Annotated in this window: 16 protein-coding genes; 5 read left to right on the top strand and 11 right to left on the bottom strand. The window is 68.0% G+C overall.

Annotation, left to right across the window (positions count from 1 at the left end):
- The first annotated feature begins 7 nt into the window (after positions 1-7).
- The 3 genes from NI2_RS14830 to NI2_RS14820 all read left to right on the top strand — a co-directional run bounded on the left by NI2_RS14830 (position 8) and on the right by NI2_RS14820 (position 10254).
- Positions 8-5146 carry a non-ribosomal peptide synthetase gene (locus NI2_RS14830; protein ID WP_067491119.1) on the top strand — a complete coding sequence of 1713 codons (5139 nt, stop codon included), beginning with the start codon at positions 8-10 and terminating at the stop codon, positions 5144-5146.
- A 32-nt stretch (positions 5147-5178) separates the two neighbouring features.
- Complete coding sequence (locus NI2_RS14825; RefSeq protein ID WP_067491117.1) at positions 5179-9777, top strand: non-ribosomal peptide synthetase; 4599 nt, start codon at positions 5179-5181, stop codon at positions 9775-9777.
- Positions 9778-9921: 144 nt separating this feature from the next.
- The gene (locus NI2_RS14820) at positions 9922-10254 is read left to right on the top strand and encodes a VOC family protein (protein ID WP_067491115.1); all 333 of its coding nucleotides are present in this window, start codon (positions 9922-9924) and stop codon (positions 10252-10254) included.
- 1 nt (position 10255) lies between these two features.
- On the opposite strand, the gene NI2_RS14815 is transcribed toward NI2_RS14820, so the two are convergent.
- Complete coding sequence (locus tag NI2_RS14815; RefSeq protein WP_208115340.1) at positions 10256-10957, bottom strand: TetR/AcrR family transcriptional regulator; 702 nt, start codon at positions 10955-10957, stop codon at positions 10256-10258.
- 55 nt (positions 10958-11012) lie between these two features.
- Here NI2_RS14815 and NI2_RS14810 point away from each other — a divergent pair, with 55 nt between their 5' ends.
- Together NI2_RS14810 and NI2_RS14805 are read left to right on the top strand one after the other, a co-directional pair.
- Positions 11013-11633 (top strand): DUF998 domain-containing protein, encoded by a 621-nt coding sequence (locus NI2_RS14810; RefSeq protein WP_067491111.1) that lies wholly within the window; start codon positions 11013-11015, stop codon positions 11631-11633.
- A gap of 114 nt (positions 11634-11747) precedes the next feature.
- Positions 11748-12452 carry a histidine phosphatase family protein gene (locus NI2_RS14805; protein WP_067491109.1) on the top strand — a complete coding sequence of 235 codons (705 nt, stop codon included), beginning with the start codon at positions 11748-11750 and terminating at the stop codon, positions 12450-12452.
- Between the two features lie 51 nt (positions 12453-12503).
- Here NI2_RS14805 and NI2_RS14800 read toward each other — a convergent pair whose 3' ends face one another.
- The 10 genes from NI2_RS14800 to NI2_RS14755 form a co-directional block, all read right to left on the bottom strand.
- On the bottom strand, positions 12504-13277 hold the full coding sequence (locus tag NI2_RS14800) for an ESX secretion-associated protein EspG (protein WP_067491107.1): 774 nt from the start codon (positions 13275-13277) through the stop codon (positions 12504-12506).
- Positions 13274-14650: a PPE domain-containing protein gene (locus tag NI2_RS14795; protein ID WP_067491105.1), complete on the bottom strand. Its 1377-nt coding sequence runs from the start codon at positions 14648-14650 to the stop codon at positions 13274-13276. The genes NI2_RS14800 and NI2_RS14795 overlap by 4 nt, the downstream gene beginning before the upstream one ends.
- A complete protein-coding gene (locus tag NI2_RS14790; RefSeq protein WP_067491103.1) occupies positions 14650-15042 on the bottom strand; it encodes a hypothetical protein in 393 nt (130 codons plus the stop codon). Before NI2_RS14790 ends, NI2_RS14795 begins: the two co-directional genes overlap by 1 nt.
- A 15-nt stretch (positions 15043-15057) precedes the next feature.
- Entirely contained in the window at positions 15058-15606 is a 549-nt protein-coding gene (locus NI2_RS33100; protein WP_133733960.1) for a DUF3558 domain-containing protein, read from the bottom strand.
- Positions 15607-16150: 544 nt separating this feature from the next.
- Complete coding sequence (locus tag NI2_RS14780) at positions 16151-16681, bottom strand: SUKH-4 family immunity protein (RefSeq protein ID WP_503826290.1); 531 nt, start codon at positions 16679-16681, stop codon at positions 16151-16153.
- Positions 16682-16875: 194 nt separating this feature from the next.
- On the bottom strand, positions 16876-17085 hold the full coding sequence (locus NI2_RS14775) for a WXG100 family type VII secretion target (protein ID WP_067491097.1): 210 nt from the start codon (positions 17083-17085) through the stop codon (positions 16876-16878).
- Complete coding sequence (locus NI2_RS14770; RefSeq protein ID WP_067491095.1) at positions 17082-17585, bottom strand: YbaB/EbfC family nucleoid-associated protein; 504 nt, start codon at positions 17583-17585, stop codon at positions 17082-17084. Before NI2_RS14770 ends, NI2_RS14775 begins: the two co-directional genes overlap by 4 nt.
- Positions 17586-17680: 95 nt before the next feature.
- Positions 17681-19030: a SagB family peptide dehydrogenase gene (locus NI2_RS14765; protein WP_067491093.1), complete on the bottom strand. Its 1350-nt coding sequence runs from the start codon at positions 19028-19030 to the stop codon at positions 17681-17683.
- A gap of 27 nt (positions 19031-19057) precedes the next feature.
- On the bottom strand, positions 19058-20035 hold the full coding sequence (locus tag NI2_RS14760; RefSeq protein WP_067491091.1) for an ABC transporter substrate-binding protein: 978 nt from the start codon (positions 20033-20035) through the stop codon (positions 19058-19060).
- Positions 20036-20110: 75 nt separating this feature from the next.
- Positions 20111-22147: a M13 family metallopeptidase gene (locus tag NI2_RS14755; RefSeq protein ID WP_307657202.1), complete on the bottom strand. Its 2037-nt coding sequence runs from the start codon at positions 22145-22147 to the stop codon at positions 20111-20113.
- Between the last annotated feature and the right edge of the window lie 16 nt (positions 22148-22163).

The following is a 22163-nucleotide window of genomic DNA, read 5'->3' as shown; positions in this document are numbered from 1 at the left end:
AAAGAAGATGTCAGACACCGAAGCCACCCTGTCCGTCGCGGAACGCCGCAAGCAGCTGCTGCAGCAGAAGCTGCGCGAGCGCGGCATGGCCGCGTCCACCGCACCCGTCGCCGTGCCGCGCATCGCGGCGGGGGAGCACCGCCCGCTCACGCCGGGCCAGCGCCGCATGTGGTTCCTGCAGACCCGCGACCCGCAGGACACCGCCCTCAACATCTGCGTGGCCTACCGCCTCACCGGTCCGCTCGACGCCGACCGCCTGCACACCGCGTTCGACGCCGTCGTCGCCCGCCACGACATCCTGCGCACCACCTACGGTGTGGACGCCGAGGGTGAACCATTCCAGGTCTTCACCACCGACGCCCGCGCCGAGTGGACCACCCACGACCTGACCGACCTCGCCGAATCCGGCCGTGACCTGCGGGTGGAGGTGCTGGCGCAGCGCGAGTTCAGCCGCCCCTTCGCCCTCGGCACCGAGCTGCCGTTGCGCGCCACCTTGATCCGCACCGGCGCCGACCAGCACGTGGTGCTGTTCACCATCCACCACATCTGCTGGGACGACGACTCCTGGGCTGTCTTCTTCACCGAGCTCAACGCCGCCTACCGCACCGTGCCCGCGCAGGACGGCAGCGCGCCCGCACAATCCGACGGCATCCCCGGCCGGGCCAACAGCGTCCCCACGCCAGCCGACAGCGCGCACGCGCAGGCAGACACCGTGCAGTTCGCCGCCATCGCCCCCACCGCTGAACCCGCGGCCGACGACGTCGCCTACTGGCGTGACGCCCTGCGGCCCCTGCCCGAACCGCTAGAACTGCCCGGCTCGGCCTCGGCCACCGCGGGCAGACAGGCGCAGCGCCGCACCCACCGGCTCCCGGCCGACCTCGTCACCCGCACCGAACAATTCGCGCGCGAACACGCCGCGACCCCGTTCATGGTGCTGCTGGCCGCCTTCGACGCCCTCGTGCACCGCTACACCGCCGCCGACGACTTCCTCGTCTCCATCCCGGTTACCGACCGCCCGGCAGGTACTGAACAGCTCATCGGCTACTTCGGCAACACCCTGCTGCTGCGCGCGGGCATCGGTACCGGTGACGACTTCGCTACCCTCGTCGCCGCCGTCCGCGAGACCTGCACCGGTGCGTTCGCGCGCCGCGGTGTCGGTATCGATCGCGTGGTGCGTGAGGCGAACCCGGACCGCGTCGCCGGTCGCGACGGTCTCGACCAGCTGGTCCGTCTCGGCTTCAGCGTGCGCAAGAGCGCCGACGGTTTCGCCTTCGACGGCGTCTCCTCCACCCTGCTCGAACTCGGCGCCGTGAGCGCGCAGGTGCCGCTGGCCTTCGCCGTGGTGCTCGACGCCGACGGCACCGCCGTCGTCGAGGCCGAATACCAGACCGATGTGCTGTCCGACGCCCTGGTCGATCAGTTGCTCGGGCATTTCGGTGTGCTCCTCGACAGCGCGTTGCGCGAGCCGACCCGCAGGCTGCGCGACCTCGAGATGCTCGCCGCCGACGAGCGCGCCGCACTGCTCGACCGCTCCCACGGTCTGCTCGTCGACCAGCCCGCCACCACCCTTGTAGCCCTGTTCGAATCGGCCGCCGCCGCATCACCCGACGCGCTCGCACTGGTCTCCGACACCGCCGAACTCACCTACGCCGAGCTGCACACCCGCGCGAATCGCCTGGCGCACTGGCTGATCGGGCAGGGCATCGGCACCGAGGACGTCGTCGGCCTGCGCCTGGGCACCTCGGTCGAGTTCATCGTCGCCGTGCTCGCCGTGCTGAAGGCGGGCGGCGCGTACCTGCCGATCGATCCGGCCTACCCGGAAGACCGCATCGAGTACCTCGTCGAGGACGCGCAGCCCCGATTGCTGCTCGGTGCGGCCGAATTGGCCGCCGCCGAGGAGGCGGCGGCCGGGCTCCCCGGCTCGGCGCCGACCGACGACCACCGGTTGCGCCCGCTGCGCCCGGCCAACCTCGCCTACGTCATCTACACCTCTGGCTCCACCGGTAAGCCCAAGGGTGTTCCGGTGCCGCACAATGCGATCGCCGAACACATCGTGTGTTTCTGCGCCGAGTGGGACATGACGCCCGCCGACCGGATGATGCAGTCGTCGTCGGTGAGTTTCGACGCCTCGCTCGCCGATATCGCCATCACGCTGTCGGTCGGTGCGCAGCTGATCGTGCCGAAACCCAAGCCGTTCCGCGACATCCGCTACGTCGCCGACCTCATCATGCGGCGTCAGGTGACCGTGCTGCACATGGTCCCGTCGATGCTGAGCACCTTCCTGCTGCTGCCCGAGGTGAGCGAATGGCGTTCGCTGCGTCAGGTTCCCGTGGGTGGCGAGGCGCTGCCCGGCGAGGTGGCCGACCGCTTCGCCAACACTCTGGAAGCCGAACTTCGCAACCACTACGGGCCTACCGAGGCCGTGGTCTGCTCGACGTACATGCCGGTGCACGGGCCGCAGGGCACCGGCGTTGTGCCGATCGGTGTGCCCAACCGCAACGTCTACACCTACGTCCTCGACGAGGCGCTGCAGCTGGTGCCCGATGGTGTGGTCGGTGAGCTCTACCTCGGCGGCGATCAGCTCGCCCGCGGTTATCTCGACCGCCCCGCGCTGAGCGCGCAGCGTTTCGTCGCCGATCCGTTCACCCCCGGCGCACGGTTGTACCGGTCCGGTGACCTGGTGCGCCGCAACAACTTCGGTGAGCTCGAGTTCATCGGCCGGGCCGACGAGCAGGTGAAGGTGCGTGGTTTCCGCATCGAACTCGGTGAGGTGGAAGCCGCCGTCGCCGCGCACCCGTCGGTCGCCCAGTGCGTGGTCGTCGTGACCGAGGACCCGGCCATCGGCGCCATGCTCGCCGCCTATGTGGTGCCCGCCGAGGGGTTCATCGACCTCGAGCAGATCCAGGCCTTCGCCGCGGCGGGTCTGCCGGACTTCATGGTGCCCAGCGCGTTCGCGGTGATCCCGGAGGTCCCGCTCACGGTCAACGGCAAGCTCGACAAGCGCGCCCTGCCCGCCGCTACCCCGGCCGTCGCGCGGACCCACCGCGCGCCCGCCACGGCCACCGAACGCAAGATGTGCGCACTGTTCGGCGCCCTGTTCGGTCTCGACGAGGTCGGCGCGGAGGACTCGTTCTTCGAACTCGGCGGACACTCGCTGCTCGCCGCCCGCCTGGTCGCGCAGGTCCGCGCGGAATTCGGCATCGAACTCGACGTGCGCGTCATCTTCGACAGCCCGACTCCCGCCGCGCTCGCCGCGAATCTGGTCGCCCGGTTCCTCGCCGAGTTCGACATGGACCTGGATGCGGTCGACTCCGATGTCGACGAGGCAGCCGAACCGGCGCCCGCGGCGAGCGCCGATGCGGTCACTGCGGCACCGACCACCCGGCCCGCGATCGGCGGACGACCGCGCGGCGAGCGCATCCCGCTGTCGTACTCGCAGCTGGCGATGTGGTTCCAGTACCGCATGGAAGGTGCGGGTTCGGTCGGCAACCTCCCGCTGGCCATGCGCTTCGACGGCCCGCTCGACATCGCCGCGTTGCGCGCCGCGCTCGGTGACGTCGTGGCCCGCCACGAGTCCCTGCGCAGCACGTTCCCGGAGTACGAGGGTGTGCCCTACCAGGTGATCCATCCGGCTACCGAGGTCGCGCTGCCGGTCAGGGAGATCACCGCCGACCAGGTGTCGGCCGAGCTGGCCGAGACCGCCCGCTACGCCTTCACCCTCGACGGTGAGCCGCTGCTGCGCGCCGAACTCCTCGAAGTCGACGCGAACACCCACGTGCTGTCGTTGCTGGTGCACCACATCGTCGCCGACCACGCCTCCTTCGGTGTGCTGCTCGACGACCTGACCACGGCCTACCGCGCCCGCAGCGAACAGGACAGCGCCCCTGCCTGGGAGCCCCTGCCGATCCAGTTCGCCGACTACGCCCTCTGGCAGCGCGAGTTGTTCGACCAGGCGGCCCCGAGCGAGTTCGCGCAAGCCCAGATCGACTTCTGGCGCACCGCGCTGGCCGGGGTGCCCGACGAGATCTCGGTGGCCCACGACCGTCCGCGTCCGCCGGTGCTCGGCAAGCGCGGCGAGGTGGTCACCTTCTCGTTGCCCGCGAGCGTCCGCTCCGGTCTCGAGTCCCTCGCGAAGGGCAGTGGCGCAACCGAATTCATGGTGTGCGAGGCGGCGGTCGCGACCCTGCTGCACACGCTCGGCGGCGGCACCGACATCACCCTCGGCACGCCCGTCGCGGCACGCACCGATCCGGCCACCACGAACCTGATCGGGCTGTTCGCGAACATGGTCGTGCTCCGCAACGATCTGTCGGGCGCGACCACCCTGCGCGACACCGTGATCCGGGCCCGTGACGTGGTGCTCGATGCCAACGCGCACCAGGAACTGCCGATCGAGCGCCTCGTCGAGGCACTCAATCCGCGCCGTTCGCGGTCGCGGAACCCGTTGTTCCAGAGCATGATCCACTTCCGTGGGGCCGACTGGGCGCCGACCACCTTGCCGTTCGCGACCTCCGGTGCCAGTACGGTCACCGTGCTGCCCGCCGACTTCGACGTCTCGTTCCTCGATCTGAACCTGAGCCTGAACGTGACCGCCGAGGGCGGCATGGACGTGCGCGTCGTCGTCAACGCCGACCTGTACGAACCGGCTACCGCCGCGCTCATCGCCGACGCCCTGGCCGCCACCCTGCGCGCCTTCGCCGACAACCCGGACCAGCCGATCGCCGACCTGCGGGTGCTGCCGCAGGCCGACCTGGACCGGCTGCTCGCCGTCCCGGCACCCGTCGCCACGACGGCCGCCGCCGGGGGAGCCGCCGATTCGGACACCGAGCGCACCCTGATCGCCCTGATCGAGGAGCTCCTCGAGATCGACGACGTCACCGGCGACGACAACTTCTTCGCCCTCGGCGGCGACAGCGTCATCTCCATCCAGTGGTCGGCCCGTGCCGCCGCCCAGGGATTGCCGCTGACCCCGCAGATGGTGTTCGAGTGCGCGACCATCACCGAACTGGCCGCCGCCGTCGACGCCGCGCCCCGCGAGGCGGAAACCGAAGTGCCCGAGCAGGTCGAGCACGCGCCGATGAGCGCGTCCGGCCTCGACTCCGACGCCCTGTCCGCCCTCACCGCGGCCTGGTCCGCACAGGGATGAACAACGGCTCGACCACTAGGAAAGGACGCAGCATGAGTGCGCCGCAGATCGAAGACGTACTCGCGTTGAGCCCCCTGCAGGAGGGGTTGTTCTCCCTGTCGCGGATGGCCGGGACCGAGATCGACCTCTACACGATGCAATTCGTGGTCGACATCGACGGCCCGCTGGACACCGCCCTGCTGCGCCGCAGCGCCCAGGCCATGCTCGACCGTCACCCGAACCTGCGGGCCGCGTTCTGGGACACCGACGTGCCCAAGCCGGTGCAGATCATCCCGTCGCACGCCGAGTTGCCGTGGGCCGAACGTGACGCGGTGGCGAGCGAATTCGATTCCATCGCGGAGTCGGAGCGGCGCGTGCCGTTCACCCTGAGCCGTGGTCCGGCCCTGCGGATCCTGTTGCTGAACGTCACCGACGCGCCGCAGCCGCGCAAGCGGATGATCCTCACCGCCCACCACATCCTGATGGACGGCTGGGCGGTCGCGGTGTTCTTCACCGAACTGCTCGCGGTGTACCAGGCGGGCGGCAGTCTCGACGGGTTGCCCGCCCCGCGCCCGTACCGCGACTACATCGGCTGGCTCGGCGCCCAGGACCACGATGCCGCCGCGCGTCGCTGGGCCGAGTACCTAGGTCAGGTCAGCGCGCCGTTGGTGCTGGCCGACGGTACCGGTGCGCGCGATTCCTCGGTGCCCGAGACCACGCGACTTCGCCTGTCGGCCTGCGAAACCGAAGCCTTGCAGCAGTGGGCGCGCGCCAACGGCATGACGCTCAATACCGCCGTGCAGTTCGCCTGGACGGTGCTGCTCGGCCGGATCACCGACCGCACGGACGTCGTCTACGGCACCACCATCAGCGGCCGCCCCGAAAAGCTGGCCGGTGTCGAGGGCATGGTCGGGCTGTTCATCAACACCGTCCCCGTCGTGTACCGGCTCGAGTCGACCGAACCGGTCGTCGCGCAATGCGCTCGGCTGCAACGTGATTCGTCGACCATGCGCGATATCGGCTACCTGAGCCTGTCGACCCTGCAGCGCGCGGCCGGTCACGGCGCCCTGTTCGACACCCTGTTCGTCTTCGAGAACGCCCCCATCGACGACGCGATCAAGACCGTCACCGCCGCCGACGGCGCCCAGTTCCGGCCCATCGAGATGGAAAGTCTCGCCCACTACCCGCTCACGGTGGTCTCGCACATGAGCGAAGGGGAACTGCTCGTCCTCGTCGAGGCGGTGCCCGCCTTGCTCGGCCACCTCGACCCCGCCGACCTCGGCGCCCGTCTGGTCGCCATCCTGCGCACTCTGCCCACACTCGACGCCGAGGCGACCCTCGACGCCATCGACCTGCTCACGCCCGCCGAGCATGCCGAACTGGCCAGTGCTGCCGCGGACCTCGTGCCCGCGCCCTCGTCCACACCCTGGGAGCTGTTCGAGCAGCAGGTCGCCGCGACCCCGGACGCCACCGCCCTCACGACCACCTCGGGCGAACGCTTCACCTACCGCGAGCTGCACGATCGTGCCTGCCGCCTGGGCGCCGAGTTCGCCGCACACGGTGTCGGCCCGGAAACCGTTGTCGCCCTGATGCTTCCGCGCGGCACCGATGCGATCGTGGCCATTCTTGCCACGTTCGCCGCCGGTGCGGCCTACGTCCCGGTCGATATCAGCTTGCCCGTAGGTCGCATCGAATCGATTCTGCGCCAGTCGAACCCGGTGATCGCCGTCGTTCTCGGCAAGGATCCTCACCTGCCGGACGGGATCGCGGGCTCCGGCGCCGCGGTGCTCACGTTGGACGACGCCGAGGTTGTCCAACGGATCGCGCGCCGCCCCGCGCAAGCCCCCGTCGTCCGTCGCGAACTCGACCACGCCGCCTACATCATCTTCACCTCCGGCTCCACGGGCGAGCCCAAGGGTGTCGTCGGCACGAACGCCGCGCTGGCCGGATACTTCGCCGACCATCTCGAGCGGTTCTACCGCCCGGCGATGGCGAAACTCGGCCGCCCGCTGCGCATCGCGCACGCCTGGTCGCTCGGGTTCGATGCCTCCTGGCAGCCGATGGTCGGCTTCTTCGCGGGCCAGGCCCTGCACCTTTTCGATGCCGACGAGATGCGCGACGCACACCGAATCGTCTCGGGCATGGCTGAATTCGACATCGACATGATCGACACGACCCCCTCGATGCTGGCCCAGTTGGCGGCGGCGGGCTTGCTCGATCGTGAGCTGTCCGTCCTCGCACTCGGTGGTGAGGCCATCGACACCGCCCTGTGGGCACGTTTGCGCGCGCTCCCGGGGACGGCTGTGTACAACTGCTACGGGCCGACCGAGACGACCGTCGAAGCCGTCGTCGCCCCGGTCGCCACCTCGGAAATCCCGACGATCGGCACCGCCAACGGCGGCATGGTCGGCTACGTCCTCGACTCACGGCTGCGCCCGGTTCCACAGGGAATCGTCGGCGAGCTGTACCTGTCCGGCGTGCAACTGGCCCGCGGCTACCTGGGCAAACCTGCCATCACCGCCGACCGGTTCGTCGCCGACCCGGCCCGCCCGGGGCAGCGCATGTACCGCACCGGTGACCTCATCCGCCGCCTGCCGGGTGGTCGCTTCGGTTACCTCGGCCGCGCCGACGCGCAGGTGAAGGTGCGCGGCTACCGCATCGAGGTCGGCGAGATCGAGACCGCGCTGCGCCGCTCGGCCGATATCGACACCGCCGCCGTCACCGTGGTCCGTCGTGCCGGTGGCGCGTCGCTGGTCGGCTTCGTCGTCGGCAAGGCCGGACGTGCCGTCGTGGTGAGCCGGGTGCGCGCCGACCTCGCCCAGCGCCTGCCCGCGTACATGATCCCCGCGCGCATCGTCGTCCTCGACCGGTTGCCGGTGAACGTCAACGGCAAACTCGACGGGCACGCACTGAACGAGCTCGCCGAACAAGCGCTTTCGTCGGCCGACAGCAATGCCGCCGCCGAGACGCCGACCGAGATCGCGCTGAGCGAGGTCTTCGCCGAACTCTTCGACGGCCGCGCCCCCGGTATCGACGCCGACTTCTACGAACTCGGTGTCGACTCCATCGTCGCCATCTCCCTGGTGAACAAGGCCCGCCGCCGAAGCCTCGCGCTCAACCCGCGCATGGTTCTGGCCTGCCCGACCATCCGCGAACTCGCCGCCGCGGTCGACGACGCACCCGCCGCCGCCCAGGCAGGCGCCGACTCCTACGGTGTGGTTCCGCCGCTGCCGGTGGTGTCGTGGATGTACGAGTACGGCAACTACCGCCGCTTCACCCAGACCGCACTGCTCCGCCTGCCCGCCGGAATCGACCGTGCCGGCCTGGAATCCACGCTCCAAGCCCTCCTCGACGCACACGACACCCTGCGTGCCGTGCTCACCGATACGCCCGATGGTCCGCGCCTGCTCACCCGCGCGCCCGGTGTCGTTGCCGCGGGCGACGTGGTGATCGAAGCGCCGCGTGGACTCGCCGGTTCCGAACTGGATTCCGTCATCACGGAATACGCGCGTATCGCCAACGACGCGATCGACCCGAGGTCGGGGGAGATGGTGCGCGCGGTGTGGTTCGCGGGTGCACCGGGCTCGTCGGAAGTCGACCAGAGCTCGCGCGACGCGAAGAATTCCGGGGACGACGCTGATGGCGATCCCGGCGACATCCTTTTGCTCGCGGTGCACCACCTGGCTGTCGACGTGGTGTCCTGGCACATCATGATCGACGGACTCGCCGCCGCCTGGCAGCAGATCCAGTCCGGCGTCACCCCGAAGATGCTGCCCGAGTTCACCTCCTACCGGCAGTGGTCGGAGGGCATGTGGCAGCGCGCCAGCACACCGGAAGTGCTTGCTCAGCGCGACTATTGGGCGGCCCAGGTGCGCCAACCGGACGCGCCCCTCGGTTCCCGGCACCCCGCCCCCGCGTCCGACACCTGGTCGAGTCTGCGCGTGAACACCGTCGCCACCCCCGTCGAGGTGACCCAGCGCCTCCTCGACCGCATCGGCAAGGACGAGGGCGTCCGCGAATTCCTGCTCACCGCCCTCACCATGACCATGGCCTCGCTGCACGCGAACAACGGAAACGATCCAGCCGCAGGCGCTTTGATCGCCCTCGAGGGCCACGGCCGCGCCGACGCCGAACTCGGCACCGACACCGCCAACACCCTCGGCTGGTTCACCAGCGTGTTCCCCGTCCGACTCGGCGTCGGCGGCCAGTGCGTGGATGTCGCACGCGCCCAAGCTGATCCGGCTTCCGCGCGGTCACTGCTCGACGCCGTCACTCGGCATATTCGTGAAATTCCCAACCAGGGACTCGATTACGGCCTGCTCCGCTACGTCGACCGGGTCCCCGAACTCCGCAACGCCGCCGAACCCCAGGTCGAATTCAACTACCTCGGCCGAATCGACCTCAGCGGCAACAACACCGACCCGTGGTCTCTGCTGGTCGGCGCCCACGACACCGCCCTCCCACTCGACCCCGAACCCGACCTACCCCTGCGCTACGCGATAGACGTCATCGCCGGCATCGGCACCACCGCCGCCGGCCCCGCCCTGACGACCAACTTCCGCTGGAGCACCGCCCTGTTCACCGAAGCACAGGCCAACCGTTTCGCCGACCTGTGGACCCTGGCTGTGCAAACCCTGGCCGCCGCTCTCTGAGCACCTGGACGCGGGCAGCCTCGCCTGCCCGCGTCCGGCATGCCCCCCGCGATGGATCCGCCTGTTCGGCGTTATCGCTGGTTACGCTGGTTCTCGACCGTTTTCCATTCGACGCAGTCCCGCTGTTCTTCGGAAGGAAGCACCATGAGTCCCGCCATCGGCGCCGTCGTCATTCCCGTCTCCGACCTGGAAGCCGCCAAAAAGGTCTATACGGCCCTCTACGGCCAGCCCCACACCGACCAGCCGTACTACGTCGGTTACAACGTCAACGGCTTCGAGATCAGCCTCAACCCCCAGGGCGACCGCGCCACCGGACCGGTCGCGATGACCGACGTCGACGACCTCGACGCCACCCGGAACGCCCTGCTCGCCGCAGGAGCCACCGAGAAATCGGGCCCGCAGACAGTTGCTCCCGACCTCCGCATCTGCACGCTGGCCGATCCCGACGGCAACCCCTTCGGCCTGCGCGGCAAGTAGGTCACCGACGCGCTTCGATGCCGTCGAGCACCTGCTCGAGGCCGGTGTCGAACTGCCAGCGCAGGTCGTCCTTGCGCCGTGCCTCGTGCACATAACGCTGGAAGGTCGGATAGTGGCCGGTGCCGAGCAGCCAGGTCATCTGAGTGGACAGACCGGTGCGCGCCTGTGCGCCGGTGGTCCAGCCGCGATCGTCCATGAGCGCGCGTAGGCCGATCTCGGCACCGGTCGCACCCTGCACATACGCGAAAACCGTTCGCGCGGCCGCCATTGCCGTGTCGAGGTCGAGACCGAGGTCGTCGTGGAGCGCGGTCAGGGCGTGCTCGGTCACGGCCATGCGGTTGGGTGTGAGTTCGTAGACCAGCTCCGGTGCGGTGAGCCGGGTGAGCCAGGGGTGCCGCAGGATCAGCGCCTGAAGTGCCGTCGCCAGCTCACGTAGCGTCGCGCGCCAGCCGTCGCCGGCCGCGTATTCGACCTCGCCGTAGACGAGGTCGACCATCAGCTCCAGCACCTCGTCCTTGCTCGCCACATGCCGGTAGGCAGCCATCGGCGCCACCCCGAGCTCCGTGGCGAGCCGGCGCATCGTGATGGCGTCGAGCCCGTCGACGTCGGCCACCGCCACCGCGGTCTCGGCAATTCGCCTGGCGGACAAGGGTTTACCGGCGTTCCGGTCGCCTTCTGTGAGCCGTTCCCAGAGAGAAGTCACGCCTGTTCCACTCCTGATGTGTACTTAGTACGCACGAAATGTGTACTTTGTATCTGTGAGCATACGCAGTACACATCTGCTGGTGGCGGGCACCTTCGGTCCGGCCGTCTTCGTCCTCGGCTACCTGATCAACGGCGCACTCCAGGCCGGCTACGACTCCTCCCACGACACCATCAGCGCCCTCAGCCTCGCCCCCCACGGCTGGATCCAGAACAGCAACTTCGTCCTCTACGGCATCCTGACGGTGCTCTTCGCCGAAGGGCTCCGCCGCACCGCGTCCCTGCGCACCGTCGGGTACCTCGCCCTGCTGGTCGCCGCCGCCGGACTGATCGTCATCGGATTCTTCCCCACCGACCCGGTACTCGGCTTCCCCGAAGGCGCCCCGACGGTCGTCACCGCGACCGGCGGAATCCACAACCTCGGCGCCCTTGTCGTCTTCACGGCCTTCCCCGTGGCGGCCCTCGCCGCTGTCACCCGCCGTTCCCGCCTGTGGTCGGTCTTCTCCATCGCCACCGCCGTGTTCTCGATAGCAGCGGTCGGAGCCTTCTTCGCCGCCGTGGAATCGACACCGGTCGGCGGCCAATCGTCGGCCGGTTTCTACGAACGCCTCCCGACGCTGTTCATCGGCCTCTGGCAATTCGTCTTCGTCTACCGGGTCCTCACGAAAAGTAGATAACGTGCCGTTCATCGGGAGACGACGTGGCGACCGGTCGGGCGCGAACCTACCGTCCCGGAACGGGTCGCATTCATACACCAGCGTGGGCCCACACCGGTTACTCGAGGAGTCCCTATGCCCCAGATCGCGTCACGTCTGTCCGTGGTCATCGCCGCGGTTGCCATGATCACCGCCGGCGGCGGAAGTGCGGCCGCCGCACCGCAGACAGGTGAAATGACCCTCACCTTCGTCCGCCACGCCGAATCGGCCGGCAACGCATCAGGCCTGATCGACACGTCCGTCCCAGGCCCCGACCTCACCGACAAAGGCTGGGAGCAAGCCGCCGCGGCCGCGCTGCGCCTGGCCGACTGCAAGTTCGACGGCGTCTACGCCTCGACAATGGTGCGGACACAGCAGACCGCACTACCCACTTCGGAACTGTGCGACCGCCCCGTTGTCGTCGAGGAGGGCTTCCACGAAATCGAAGCCGGAATCTACGAAGGCACACCCGAGAAGGACGCGATGGCGAACTATTTCGCCGCACCGGTCCAGTGGATGCAGGGCAACCTCGACGCCCGCATCCCCGGCTCGATCAACGGCCACGAATTCAAAAAGCGCATGGACGACTCGATCCAGGACATCCAGGACCGCGGCAACAAACGCGCCACGATCTTCTCTCACGGCGGCTCCATCATGGTCTGGACCCTCATGACCGTCAGCAACCCCGACATGACCAAACTCCAGTCCGACCCCATCCGCAACACCGGCCGCGTAATCGTCAAGGGCAGCCCCGCCAAAGGCTGGAAACTCGTCACCTGGGACGGCACCCCCGCCGCCTGACCCGCGCGGCCCCCGGCTGACCAGCCGCATCGAATCCGATCGACGGTGGGTTCATCTGCGATCGGTGAAGATGGCTATGTGCCTGGAGAGACGATGCTCCAACTCGGCGGGTGGGCCGGGGATCACGGTGAAATTGTCGGTGTCGTGGTGTTGCAGGAGGTAGCGGCCGTCGTCGGGGTAGTCGAGCCAGAGGAACGCCTTGCCGTCGGAAGTGGGCCGGGAATCGACCTGGAACCCAGGGAAAACGGTGATCTCGCCCGTGCCGATTCGGGGGCGCCGGAAGAAGCGTTGCGTGTGCTCGACCGGGGACAGGCGGGTGGGGTGGCGAGCGAAGGTCGCCGTCTCGAGATCGCTGCGCCTGCCCTCGAAACGCTGTGTCGAACCACCGTGCAGGCGTGGCAGTTTCGCGACGATCGCCGCTGCCAGGTCGGCCAGGCGGACAACGGAGAGCGTGATGTCGCCGCCTTGCTCGCGCGTCGGCCCCGAGGCCTGAACGGCCAACGCCGCGTGATCCTCCACGATGCCCGCATAAACGCGCACGACCTCGGCCTGACCCGGTCCGTGCAAGCCCTGGATCTCCACCCGGACCTCGGGCTCGAGAACGGCCCGGAACACCCTGTCCAGGACCGCGTCGTACACCTGGGCCAACCTGTGCCCGGCAGCTTCCCGCCGCTGCTGGTGAATTTCCATGGTCTCGGCGAACTCGGGCCGAAAGGTCAGCGGATACGGCATCCGATCCCGACCGTGCGCTTCCAGCCCGATGGCGAAGGCGTGTGGATCGAGCACCCAGGTGTGATCAAGGGCCGGTGCTTGGGCTCGGCTCATGCGCCGATCACCCCGCCCGGCGGCAGCGTCGGTGGCAGCTGCCCGATGAGTTCGTGCTCGCGATCATGGATGAGGTAATCCGGGGTGGTGTGCTCGTTCTCGTCGTCACGCCCACCACCTCTTCCGCCGCCGCCCATCATGCCGGGCATCCCGCTCATCCCGCGCGCACCCGCCGCCGAGGCCCCCGCGCGAGCGCCGGAGTTCTGCGCCCCCGCGGCTCCGGGTGTTCCCGCAACGGAGCGTCCCGCGGCCGGTACTCCGGCGCCGGGCACGCTCGAGCCGGGCGACCCCGACCCCGGCGATCCTGAGCCGGGAGATCCGGTGCCAGGAGACCCGAGTTTGCTGTCGCCGGGTGTGGCCGGTGTCGTCGTCGGCGTCGTAGCAGGCGTTGTGGCCGGTGACTCGGTGCTTGCCGGGCTGGTCGAGTCGTCGTCTGTGTCGTCGTCCTCTTGATCATCGCCGGGAGTGGTCGACTGCGGTGTCTCGGCGGTCGGATTCTCGGTCGTACCAGCAGGATTCGTCGATGCGCCGCCACCGTTGTCAGTGTTGTTGCCCCCGCCGTTCGCATCTCCCGGCGTACCGTCGCCCGGCACTCCGCCGCCCGGATCCGTGACATTGTTCTGGGGGAGCGGCAGCACCGGTGTTTGTTTGTCGACGGTAAGCGCACCTGGCTGATAGGTGCCGATCATGAACAGCTGAGCGTCTGCCTCCGCTTCGTTCGCCCGATGCTGGGCGGCCTTGACCACACCGTTGCCCGGGATATGGCCGACGAACTCGTCGAAGGCGCTGACCTCTTCCGGTTTCGGGATGGCGATTTTGGCTTGTCCGAGAAGGCCTTCCATGTAATCGATACCGTTGGCGACCATCTGGAAGGTGGTCGGCAGTTTGGCGGCCTCGGTGGTGTAACTCTTCACCGCCTCGATCGCCGCAGAACCCGAAGCACCGGACCACTTTTCGGTCAAGACCCGTTCGAAGTTGGTGCGGTAGTTGTTGACAGCGGTTTCGGTGCCGGTGGTGAGCCGGCGCCAACCGTCGGCCGTCGCGTTGATCTGCCCGGCATCGACCCCGCCCTGACCGTCCTTGCCCTGCAAGGCCTCCCAGATCCGCTGATGCGGCCAGGCGCTGAACGGCTCGGGATCCTTCACCGCGGCCTCCTGCATGGTGACATCCGCGCCCGCACGCAACCGCGCCCACTCGTCACCGATGATGGTCCGGTCGCCCTCCCACGCCAGCTTGCCCTGGTCATCGAGGGCACGCCGTTGTTCGTCGGCGTTATCGGACCGGTCATGGTTGTCGATCACCTTGAAAATTCCGAGCGTGCCGACGTGGAAGACACCCATGCCGATCGACTCGAGGGGATCCCAGAACCCCATCAGATACTCGCCCCCGCATTGCCGATCGCGCCCGCGGACTGCTGATCGACGGCCTGCAGTTTGCCGATGGCGGCGAGGAAGGTGTCGCGCTGGTCGCGGGCGATGGCGATGTGCTGATCCAGGCGTTTCACGGCGGAGTCGTCGGGGTCGTGTGAGCCGCCTGCTACTGCCTTGTTCTCGTATTTGCCGCGGATCGCGTCGGCGGAGGGGAGGCTGCCCCAGCCGGTCAGGCGATCGAGCTTGCCCGCGATGAGTTTCTGCGCTTCAAGATCGAGGACGTATTGGTTGACGACGTCGGCGAGAGCCTGCCCGAGGTCTTCCGCGAGCTTGAGCTCGCCATTGATGGCCTGCTGCTTCATGTTTCGCCAATACGTGGCGTGATCCTGAGTCATCTCGGATGTCCCCTCCTACTTCGGCAAATGCGGCTCGAGCGCCGCCGCGTACTTCTCCGCCATCTCACACAGATCCCCGCCCCGAGGACCTTCTGTGCTCAACCACGCGGCAGTCACCTCGAACATGCCTTGCTCGGCCTCGAACGAGACATAACAGATGTCGGGAGTGCTGTTCTCCTTCGATACAAGGCCCGGACGGGAGTTGACCTTGGTATCCCGGATAAGGGTGACCCCTTCCTTCGCTCGCGCTTCTGCCAGAGTGTGGCTGGTCGAGCCCACACCGACCATGCGCCGACCCGATCCGTAGCGATCGTCGGTAGGCGCCCAGTCGCAAATTCGCCACGCGGATACCCCGCTTGGAGGATCGGTGGTGACTAGTTTCGTTGCAGGGTCGAGCCCGACGCTGCGCAGCACCTCATCCGACAACGCCCCCCGGCACGGGTTGAACACCTCGATCGTGTCCGGATCCCGCACGGTCGTAGTAGGCCCGGCCGACCCTTCAGTACTCTCCCCACACCCGGCAAGCACCGCCGCCCCGACCGCGCCACACACCACGGCCCGCATCACCCCAACGCTACGCACAGCACTCCTACCTGATCGCCCACGGCCGAATCCCACCGCTACAAACTTAGACGCACCCCACCGCCATCCGGTTCCCCCTTCTTCACCCGACCGGAACTGGCCAGGCAACCGAGGGGGCGGCGGTCGGTCCAGAGCGCGTCGCCCGCAGTGGTGAACCGCTTGGCCAGTTCGGCCCGAGCGTCGGTGACACCGATGGTGCCGAACGCCCAGAGTTCAGTTCCCGCAAACCGAGGGAAATGCCGAAAGGTCCGGCTGCGCTCGTGGTTCGGGGCATAGGATCCCGTCTATCCGGGATGGCCAAGGTGCCTTACGTCTGCATACCGGGTCTCGACCCGCATCGGAGGCACGGAGGAAGGGAACTGGCGTAACTCTCCTGTTTCCCGTTCCACTACAAGCGGTGTCGAGCCGCGACTCTGGAAACTCAGTACGACGCGCCAGCTGAAATCGAATTCCCTGAGACCGAATTCTTCGGACTCGAGGAAGGCATGGCCAATTTCTCTGGCCTGGGATTCCCCTATCATATTCGCTACCGGTCGATCGTTTCGTCGGTCGGCCAGGATCCCGTCGTTCTGCTGAGCATCTCGGCCCACGCCGTGGCCTGCGACAGCGGTCCACCGCTCGGCTGGAAGTGCAGGGTTTCCTTGTCGATCGTGACCAGTTCCGTCGTCGGCGGATTGTTCGGTTGCTCCAGCTCCGTCACGTGGACCTGATACTGGACCGTTTGTGGGTCCTCGAAGGTCTTCAGTAGATGGATCCGATGGAGCGGGGGATATACCCGGCTCCCCTGCACCGGTTGGCCCGTTTCGATCGCCTGGTCGAACTCCTCCCCGATCAGTTCCGGCGGCAGGCTCCGATGCGCCGTGATCACCCCGGTGTGTTTGTTCAGGACGTAGTTCCCCTGCCCGAGTCCCATCCCCTGCGACGTCTCTTCCGCCGTCATGATCCCACGACCCACCCAGCCGTGTTCGGACTCCACCACTCGGAACTCCCGATTCGGGCCGAAGACCTTGGCCAGCAGTTGTCGGGCCCGTTCCAGAGTGAGAACTTGTTCCGGCATGGTGCATTCCTCCATTGGCGTCGACAGGAAAGAAGTGCAGCGCCACCGATCTCGCAACCATCACGGGCGTGATCGTGTAGAGCCTGGAACTGTGACCGGAATCGGCACAGCCCCGAAGTGGAGCGGCGCTTCGCCGAGCCATGTGGCCGCGCGCGGTTCCGCCTACTTCACTGTTGCGGTTGTCCCGGTTGCCGTCAGGAAGGGCGTCCGGCCACCGCAGGGCCGATACCTGGGGAAAACCATCGAACGAAGACAGGGCCGATCTCGTCTCCACCCCAGCATTCACCTTCGGCCGCGATCACCGCAGCCAGCTGCTGAGCCGCTGTCGTGATGGTCGAGGCGACCGATGTGAAGGCCGGCTGGGTGTTGCGCAGGCCGTCCGGGTCGACGTTCAGCGAACTCATCGCAGGTAGTTGCGGTTGCGGAAGTAGCCGTCTTCGTCGTCTTCGTCGTCGACGAGACCGCGCGGCGCCTCGGCAACCGGTTCCGGTTTCGGTGGTGCGGGCGGGGCGAGCTGGGCCATCAGTTCTTTGATGCTCGGTGCGCCGGGAACCAGGTCGGACAGGTCGGGCATGGCCGCCGAGATCGGGCTCAGTGCCTCTTCTTGGGTACGGGCGGTCTGCCGGGCGAGCTCGCCGAGGGCTTCGGTGACGGAGCGGCCGAGGGATTCAGGAGTGGACCGTTTGAAGGCGTCGGGCTCGATGTGCACCTCGGACACCCCGGCGATGTTTCCCGAAGCGCGCACCAGCCCGTCCTCGGACCACACGCTCACCAGTTCGGTCGCACGCGCCTGCATTCCGAGCAGCGCCGACTTCTCCGACGCGAACATCTCGAGCATCGAATCGATCTGCGCACGCAGGGCGTTGTTCTCCGCACGAGTCGGCGCCGACCAGTCGTCGTTCATGAAACCCTCGCTCCGCTAGAAAGCACGTCGATTGGTTGGACGCACTCCCCGCGCGGCGGGTTGCATCTTGTGACGTAGCTCTCACATGAAGTTTCTCAGCGAGCAGGCGAGCCGACGATGATGCTGCCGACGTTGCACTCCTCGAGTTCGTCGATGCCGGTGGCGGTGGCGAAGGCGGAGGTGTCGGAGAAGCCCTGGGCGACGACGCCGAGGTTCATGGCGGTGGCCGAGAGGTAGACGGTCTGCATGAAGACGCCGACGTGCTTGAGGATGTTGGCGTAGGCGACCTGTTCGTAGCTCCACATCACCCGGCCCGCGCGGGCCGAAACCAGCAGGACCACTTGGGGTTCCGCGCCACCGGCCAGAGTGGCCGAGGTGGACTTCACCAGTTTCTGGACGGCGGGGGAGTCGAAGGGGGCCACGTGACGCAGGGCGTGGTCGACCGAATCGTAGTGGTACAGCCCGCTTTCCAGGCCTGCCACATTGCGCACCGCGGGGTAGACCTCGAGCTCGTAGGCGCCGCCGCCGGAGGGGTAGGGGCGGGAGCCGTCCTCGCGGGTGCGAGCGCTGCGGAAGAGCAGTTCGCCCAGCTGGGCGGCAGTGACGGGGGCGCTGTCGTCGAAGGCGCGGGTGGAGACGCGGTCCTCGAGCGCGGCCGACAGGCTCGGGTCACCGACACGAAGCGCGACGAGATCGGGCTTGGGGAGGAAGATCGGGTCACCGGCGAAAGGCGCCCGGCGAGCGGGCAATTCGGGGAACTTGCCCTCGGCCCAGCGGGTCGGCCCGAAATCGTCCCAGGTGACCGTGCGGGCGCCGAGCGTGCTGCGCCGGTGGAACCACAGGTCGGGCGCGTTCCAGGAACGGGTGGTGAACTCGTGCTCCTCCTCGTCACCGTCGACGAGGAACCCGCACCACTGCAGGTCCGCCATGAACTGCGTCTTCACCGCGGCGGCCACCGGCGAGTCGGCGGCGAGCGGACCGTCGAGCAGGGCGAGCAGGCGCGGATCGTGAATGCGCAGATCGCACCACGAGCGCGGATGCTCGAGCACGAAACCCTGTGCGTCGCGGTGCAGCACGGCGAACTTCGACAGCGTGGCCGACCAGGTCGGCAGCGCGACCTCGGGCCGGGGCGCGGGCTGGGCGAACGGGCGGATGCTGTAGAGATCGCGGCCGCCGTCGCGCACGGTCACCGCGAGCCAGCCGCCGTCGGTGAGCTTGCGCATCAGGCCGGTGATGTCGTCACCGGCGGCCGCGGTCGCCATCTCGGCGGCGGTCGCCGGGCCCTGGTTCAGGGTTTTCAGTGCCTGCAGTGCCCCCGCGCCCAGACCGGTCAGCTTCTCGTTGCGCGGCGGATTGAGCAGCACCGCACCGGCCGGCGTGGTCAAACAGGTGACGCCTGCGCGGAGGGCGAACCGAGTCTGGGCGGGATATGGGGAGGCAAGCACGGTGAATCCTCGAGTTGTGGGTGGAGCTTATTTCGCGGCGGCGGCGAACGCGGGTTCGAGTTTGTCGAGCATGTAGGGCACCGACAGGGCGGTCGGCTGGTTGATCGCGCTGATCTCCTGCGTGGTCAGGAACACCACCGAACCCTTGCGCACCGACGGCAGATCCGCGTAACCCGGCAGCTGGCGGTACTTCTCGTCGAGACCGGGGGAGTAGCCGGCCAGCAGCAGATCGGCGGTCAGTTCGTCGACGCGCTCCGGCGACAACGCCAGCCGACCCTGGTTGGCGGGCTGCGCGGTGAGGTTCGCCGGGATCGACATGCCGAGCTGGGTGAACACCTTGGCCGAACCGTCGTCGGGGTCGGTGAGCACCATCAGCTGGGCGGGGCTGGCCAGCCAGGTGCTGGCGAAGGTCTTGCCCTTCAGACCCGGGTTGGCGGTGGTGATGGCGGCGATCTTGTCGTCGACCTTCTTGATCGTCGCGGTCGCGTCGGACTCCTTGTGCAGCACCTTGCCGAGGGCCGTGACCTGGTCCTGCCACGGTGTGACGGCGTCCTTGGTGAGCGCGGGAATGGTCGGCGCCACCTTCGACAGGTCGTCGTAGGTCTTCTGATCGGCGATGAACGGGTCGGCCAGGATCAGGTCGGGTTCCAGCGCGGCGACCTGCTCGGCGACGCTGCCCTGGGTGTTGAGCGCGGTCGCGGACTTCAGGCTGTCGGGCGTCCACGGCGGGGTGCTCTTGGACAGCGCGGAGACATTGTCGATGTAGCCGACGGGCACCACGCCGAGCGCCAGCGTGGAATCGAGCCACTGATTGCCCAGGGCGACAATCTTTTTCGGCGTCCCGGTGACGGTGGTCTCGCCGCGGGCGTGGGTGATGGTCACCGCTTCGCCCGAGCCCGCCTCGTCCTCGGTGGAACCACAGGCGACGACACCGAAGGCGAGCGCACCGGCGAGCGCGGCCACGGCGGCGCGCCGCCAGCCGCGGGAAGTCCGAACTGACGTCATGAGCGCATCCTCCATCGAGCAGGTTTAGGTCAGCCTAGGCTAACCTATGGCGAATTGGGAGGGTGCAAGCCCCGTCTACAGGGCGACGCGCTGGTCGGCGGGCATGAACAGCTTGTCGCCTTCCTTCACCTCGAAGGTCGTGTAGAACTCGTTGATATTGCGCACCACCTGGTTGCAGCGGAATTCGTTGGGGGAGTGGGTGTCCTGCAGGCCCTGCAGCGTCGCCTCGACGGTCTGCTTGTCGCGCCACTGCCGCGCCCACGACAGGAACACCGAGCGGAAATCGGGCGTCTCGCCGGACCGTTGCGCCACCTTCTTGTACGCCTCCAGCGCGATCTGCAGGCCGCGCAGGTCGGCCAGGTTCTCGCCGACGGTCAGCGCGCCGTTCACATGCTGCCCCTCCGGTGCGCCCTCGGGGACGAGCACGTCGTACTGCGCGATGATCTGCTGGGTCTTGGCGTCGAACGCGGCGCGATCCTCCGGCTGCCACCAGTCGCGGCGGTTGCCGTCACCGTCGTATTTGGAGCCCTGATCGTCGAAGCCGTGGCCGATCTCGTGGCTGATCGTCGAGCCGACCGCGCCGTAGTTCACCGCGTCGGTGGCGTCCTTGTCGAAGAACGGTGGCTGCAGGTAGGCGGCGGGGAAGACGATCTGGTTGGTCGTCGCGCTGTAGTAGGCATTCACCGTCTGCGGCGACATGCCCCACTCCGAGCGGTCGACCTCGGTGCCGAGCCGGGCGAACGCGCGCTTGGACTCGAAAGCGTTGATCGCGAGCAGGGATTCGATCAGCTTGCCACGCTTGATCTCCACCGAGGAGTAGTCGACCCACTTGTCGGGGTAGCCGATCTGCGCCACGATCTTGTCCAGTTTGGCGATCGAGGCCTGCCGTGTGGCCTGCGACATCCAGGTGGAATTGGTGAAGTTGTCGCGCCACGCGGCGGTGACATCGGCGACCATCTCCTTGGCGCGTTCCTTCGCCGAGGGCGGAAAGTGCTTGTCCACGTACAGCTTTCCGAGCGGCTCGCCCAGATTGTCGTCGACGACGCCCACGGCGGAGCGCCACATCTCCGGCTTCTCCTCCAGTCCGGCCATCACCCGCCCCACGAATTCGAAGCGCGCGTCGGCGATCGCCTTGGGCAGGAACCGCGCGTAGGTGTCGGCGACGTGCAGCTTGAGGTAGTCGCGCCACAGGGCGATGTCCACCTCGCTCCACAGCTGCGCGGCCGCGGTGACGAACGACGGCTGCCCGACGACCATCTTGTCGAACAGTGACTTGGGCCGGTCGGTCATGCCCGAAAGCCAGGGATCCCAGTCGAACTGCGGTCCCAGCTCGGTGAGCTCGTCCCAGCTCATCAGGTTGTAGGTGGCGTCGGTGTCGCGCAGCCGCACGCTGTCCCAATGCGCGGCGGCGATGCGCTTCTCCAGGTCGAGCACGCGCTGGGCCACCCCGGCCGGGTCGGGCAGGCCGATGCCCTGCGCCAGTTTCTCCAGGTACACCTGGTAGCCCGCCAGCTGCTCGGCGAACTCCGGCTTGCGGTAGTACTGCTCGCCGAGCATCAGGCCCGACTGGCCGACGCTGGGGATATAGGCCTTGGAGTTCTTCCGGTCGATACCGATGCCCATCCCGATCAGGCCGGCGATCGGTGCGATCGCCATCTCCTTGGCCAGCTCCGGCTTGCCCGGGGCTTTGTCGATCGCGGCGAACAACCCGGAAAGCGGCGTGATGCCGAGGCGCTCGATCTCGTCGAGATCCAGGCGCGCGTCGTAGAGATCCTTGATCTGCTGCGCCTCCGAACCCGGCTCGGGATCGGAGATGGATTCGATGATCGCGCGCAGCTGATCGAGGGTCCGGTCGTTGGCGTCGGTGATCGCGCCGACCGAGGCCTTGTCCGGTGGCAGCTGGTAGTCGCGCAGCCAGGCGCCGTTGACGTGGCGGTACAGGTCGTCCTGCGGGCGGATAGCCGGATCGCCCCCGCTCAGATCCACCCCGTTCAACTGTGCCGCGGGCGCATCGGACGAGCACGATGCCAGGGCGACGGCCACCGGCACCAACCCCATGGCGGCCAGGAATGCGCGGCGGTCGACAACCGACGGACGGCCGGACTGTGTCACAGGACTTCCTTCCCCG

Source organism: Nocardia ignorata NBRC 108230, from assembly GCF_001612905.1.
GTDB lineage: Bacteria > Actinomycetota > Actinomycetes > Mycobacteriales > Mycobacteriaceae > Nocardia > Nocardia ignorata.
Note: the sequence above shows the minus strand (reverse complement) of the source record. Positions and strands in the feature narration are given on the sequence as shown.

What these genes read in the sequence shown, in the direction of transcription:
- NI2_RS14775 (WP_067491097.1), bottom strand. Translation starts at nt 17,085, where the DNA reads ATGAGTTCGCTGAACGTCGACCCGGACGGCCTGCGCAACACCCAGCCG.
- NI2_RS14805 (WP_067491109.1), top strand. Translation starts at nt 11,748, where the DNA reads ATGCCCCAGATCGCGTCACGTCTGTCCGTGGTCATCGCCGCGGTTGCC.
- NI2_RS33100 (WP_133733960.1), bottom strand. Translation starts at nt 15,606, where the DNA reads ATGCGGGCCGTGGTGTGTGGCGCGGTCGGGGCGGCGGTGCTTGCCGGG.
- NI2_RS14760 (WP_067491091.1), bottom strand. Translation starts at nt 20,035, where the DNA reads ATGACGTCAGTTCGGACTTCCCGCGGCTGGCGGCGCGCCGCCGTGGCC.
- NI2_RS14820 (WP_067491115.1), top strand. Translation starts at nt 9,922, where the DNA reads ATGAGTCCCGCCATCGGCGCCGTCGTCATTCCCGTCTCCGACCTGGAA.
- NI2_RS14770 (WP_067491095.1), bottom strand. Translation starts at nt 17,585, where the DNA reads ATGAACGACGACTGGTCGGCGCCGACTCGTGCGGAGAACAACGCCCTG.
- NI2_RS14790 (WP_067491103.1), bottom strand. Translation starts at nt 15,042, where the DNA reads ATGACTCAGGATCACGCCACGTATTGGCGAAACATGAAGCAGCAGGCC.
- NI2_RS14800 (WP_067491107.1), bottom strand. Translation starts at nt 13,277, where the DNA reads ATGAGCCGAGCCCAAGCACCGGCCCTTGATCACACCTGGGTGCTCGAT.
- NI2_RS14795 (WP_067491105.1), bottom strand. Translation starts at nt 14,650, where the DNA reads ATGGGGTTCTGGGATCCCCTCGAGTCGATCGGCATGGGTGTCTTCCAC.
- NI2_RS14780 (WP_503826290.1), bottom strand. Translation starts at nt 16,681, where the DNA reads ATGCCGGAACAAGTTCTCACTCTGGAACGGGCCCGACAACTGCTGGCC.
- NI2_RS14830 (WP_067491119.1), top strand. Translation starts at nt 8, where the DNA reads ATGTCAGACACCGAAGCCACCCTGTCCGTCGCGGAACGCCGCAAGCAG.
- NI2_RS14825 (WP_067491117.1), top strand. Translation starts at nt 5,179, where the DNA reads ATGAGTGCGCCGCAGATCGAAGACGTACTCGCGTTGAGCCCCCTGCAG.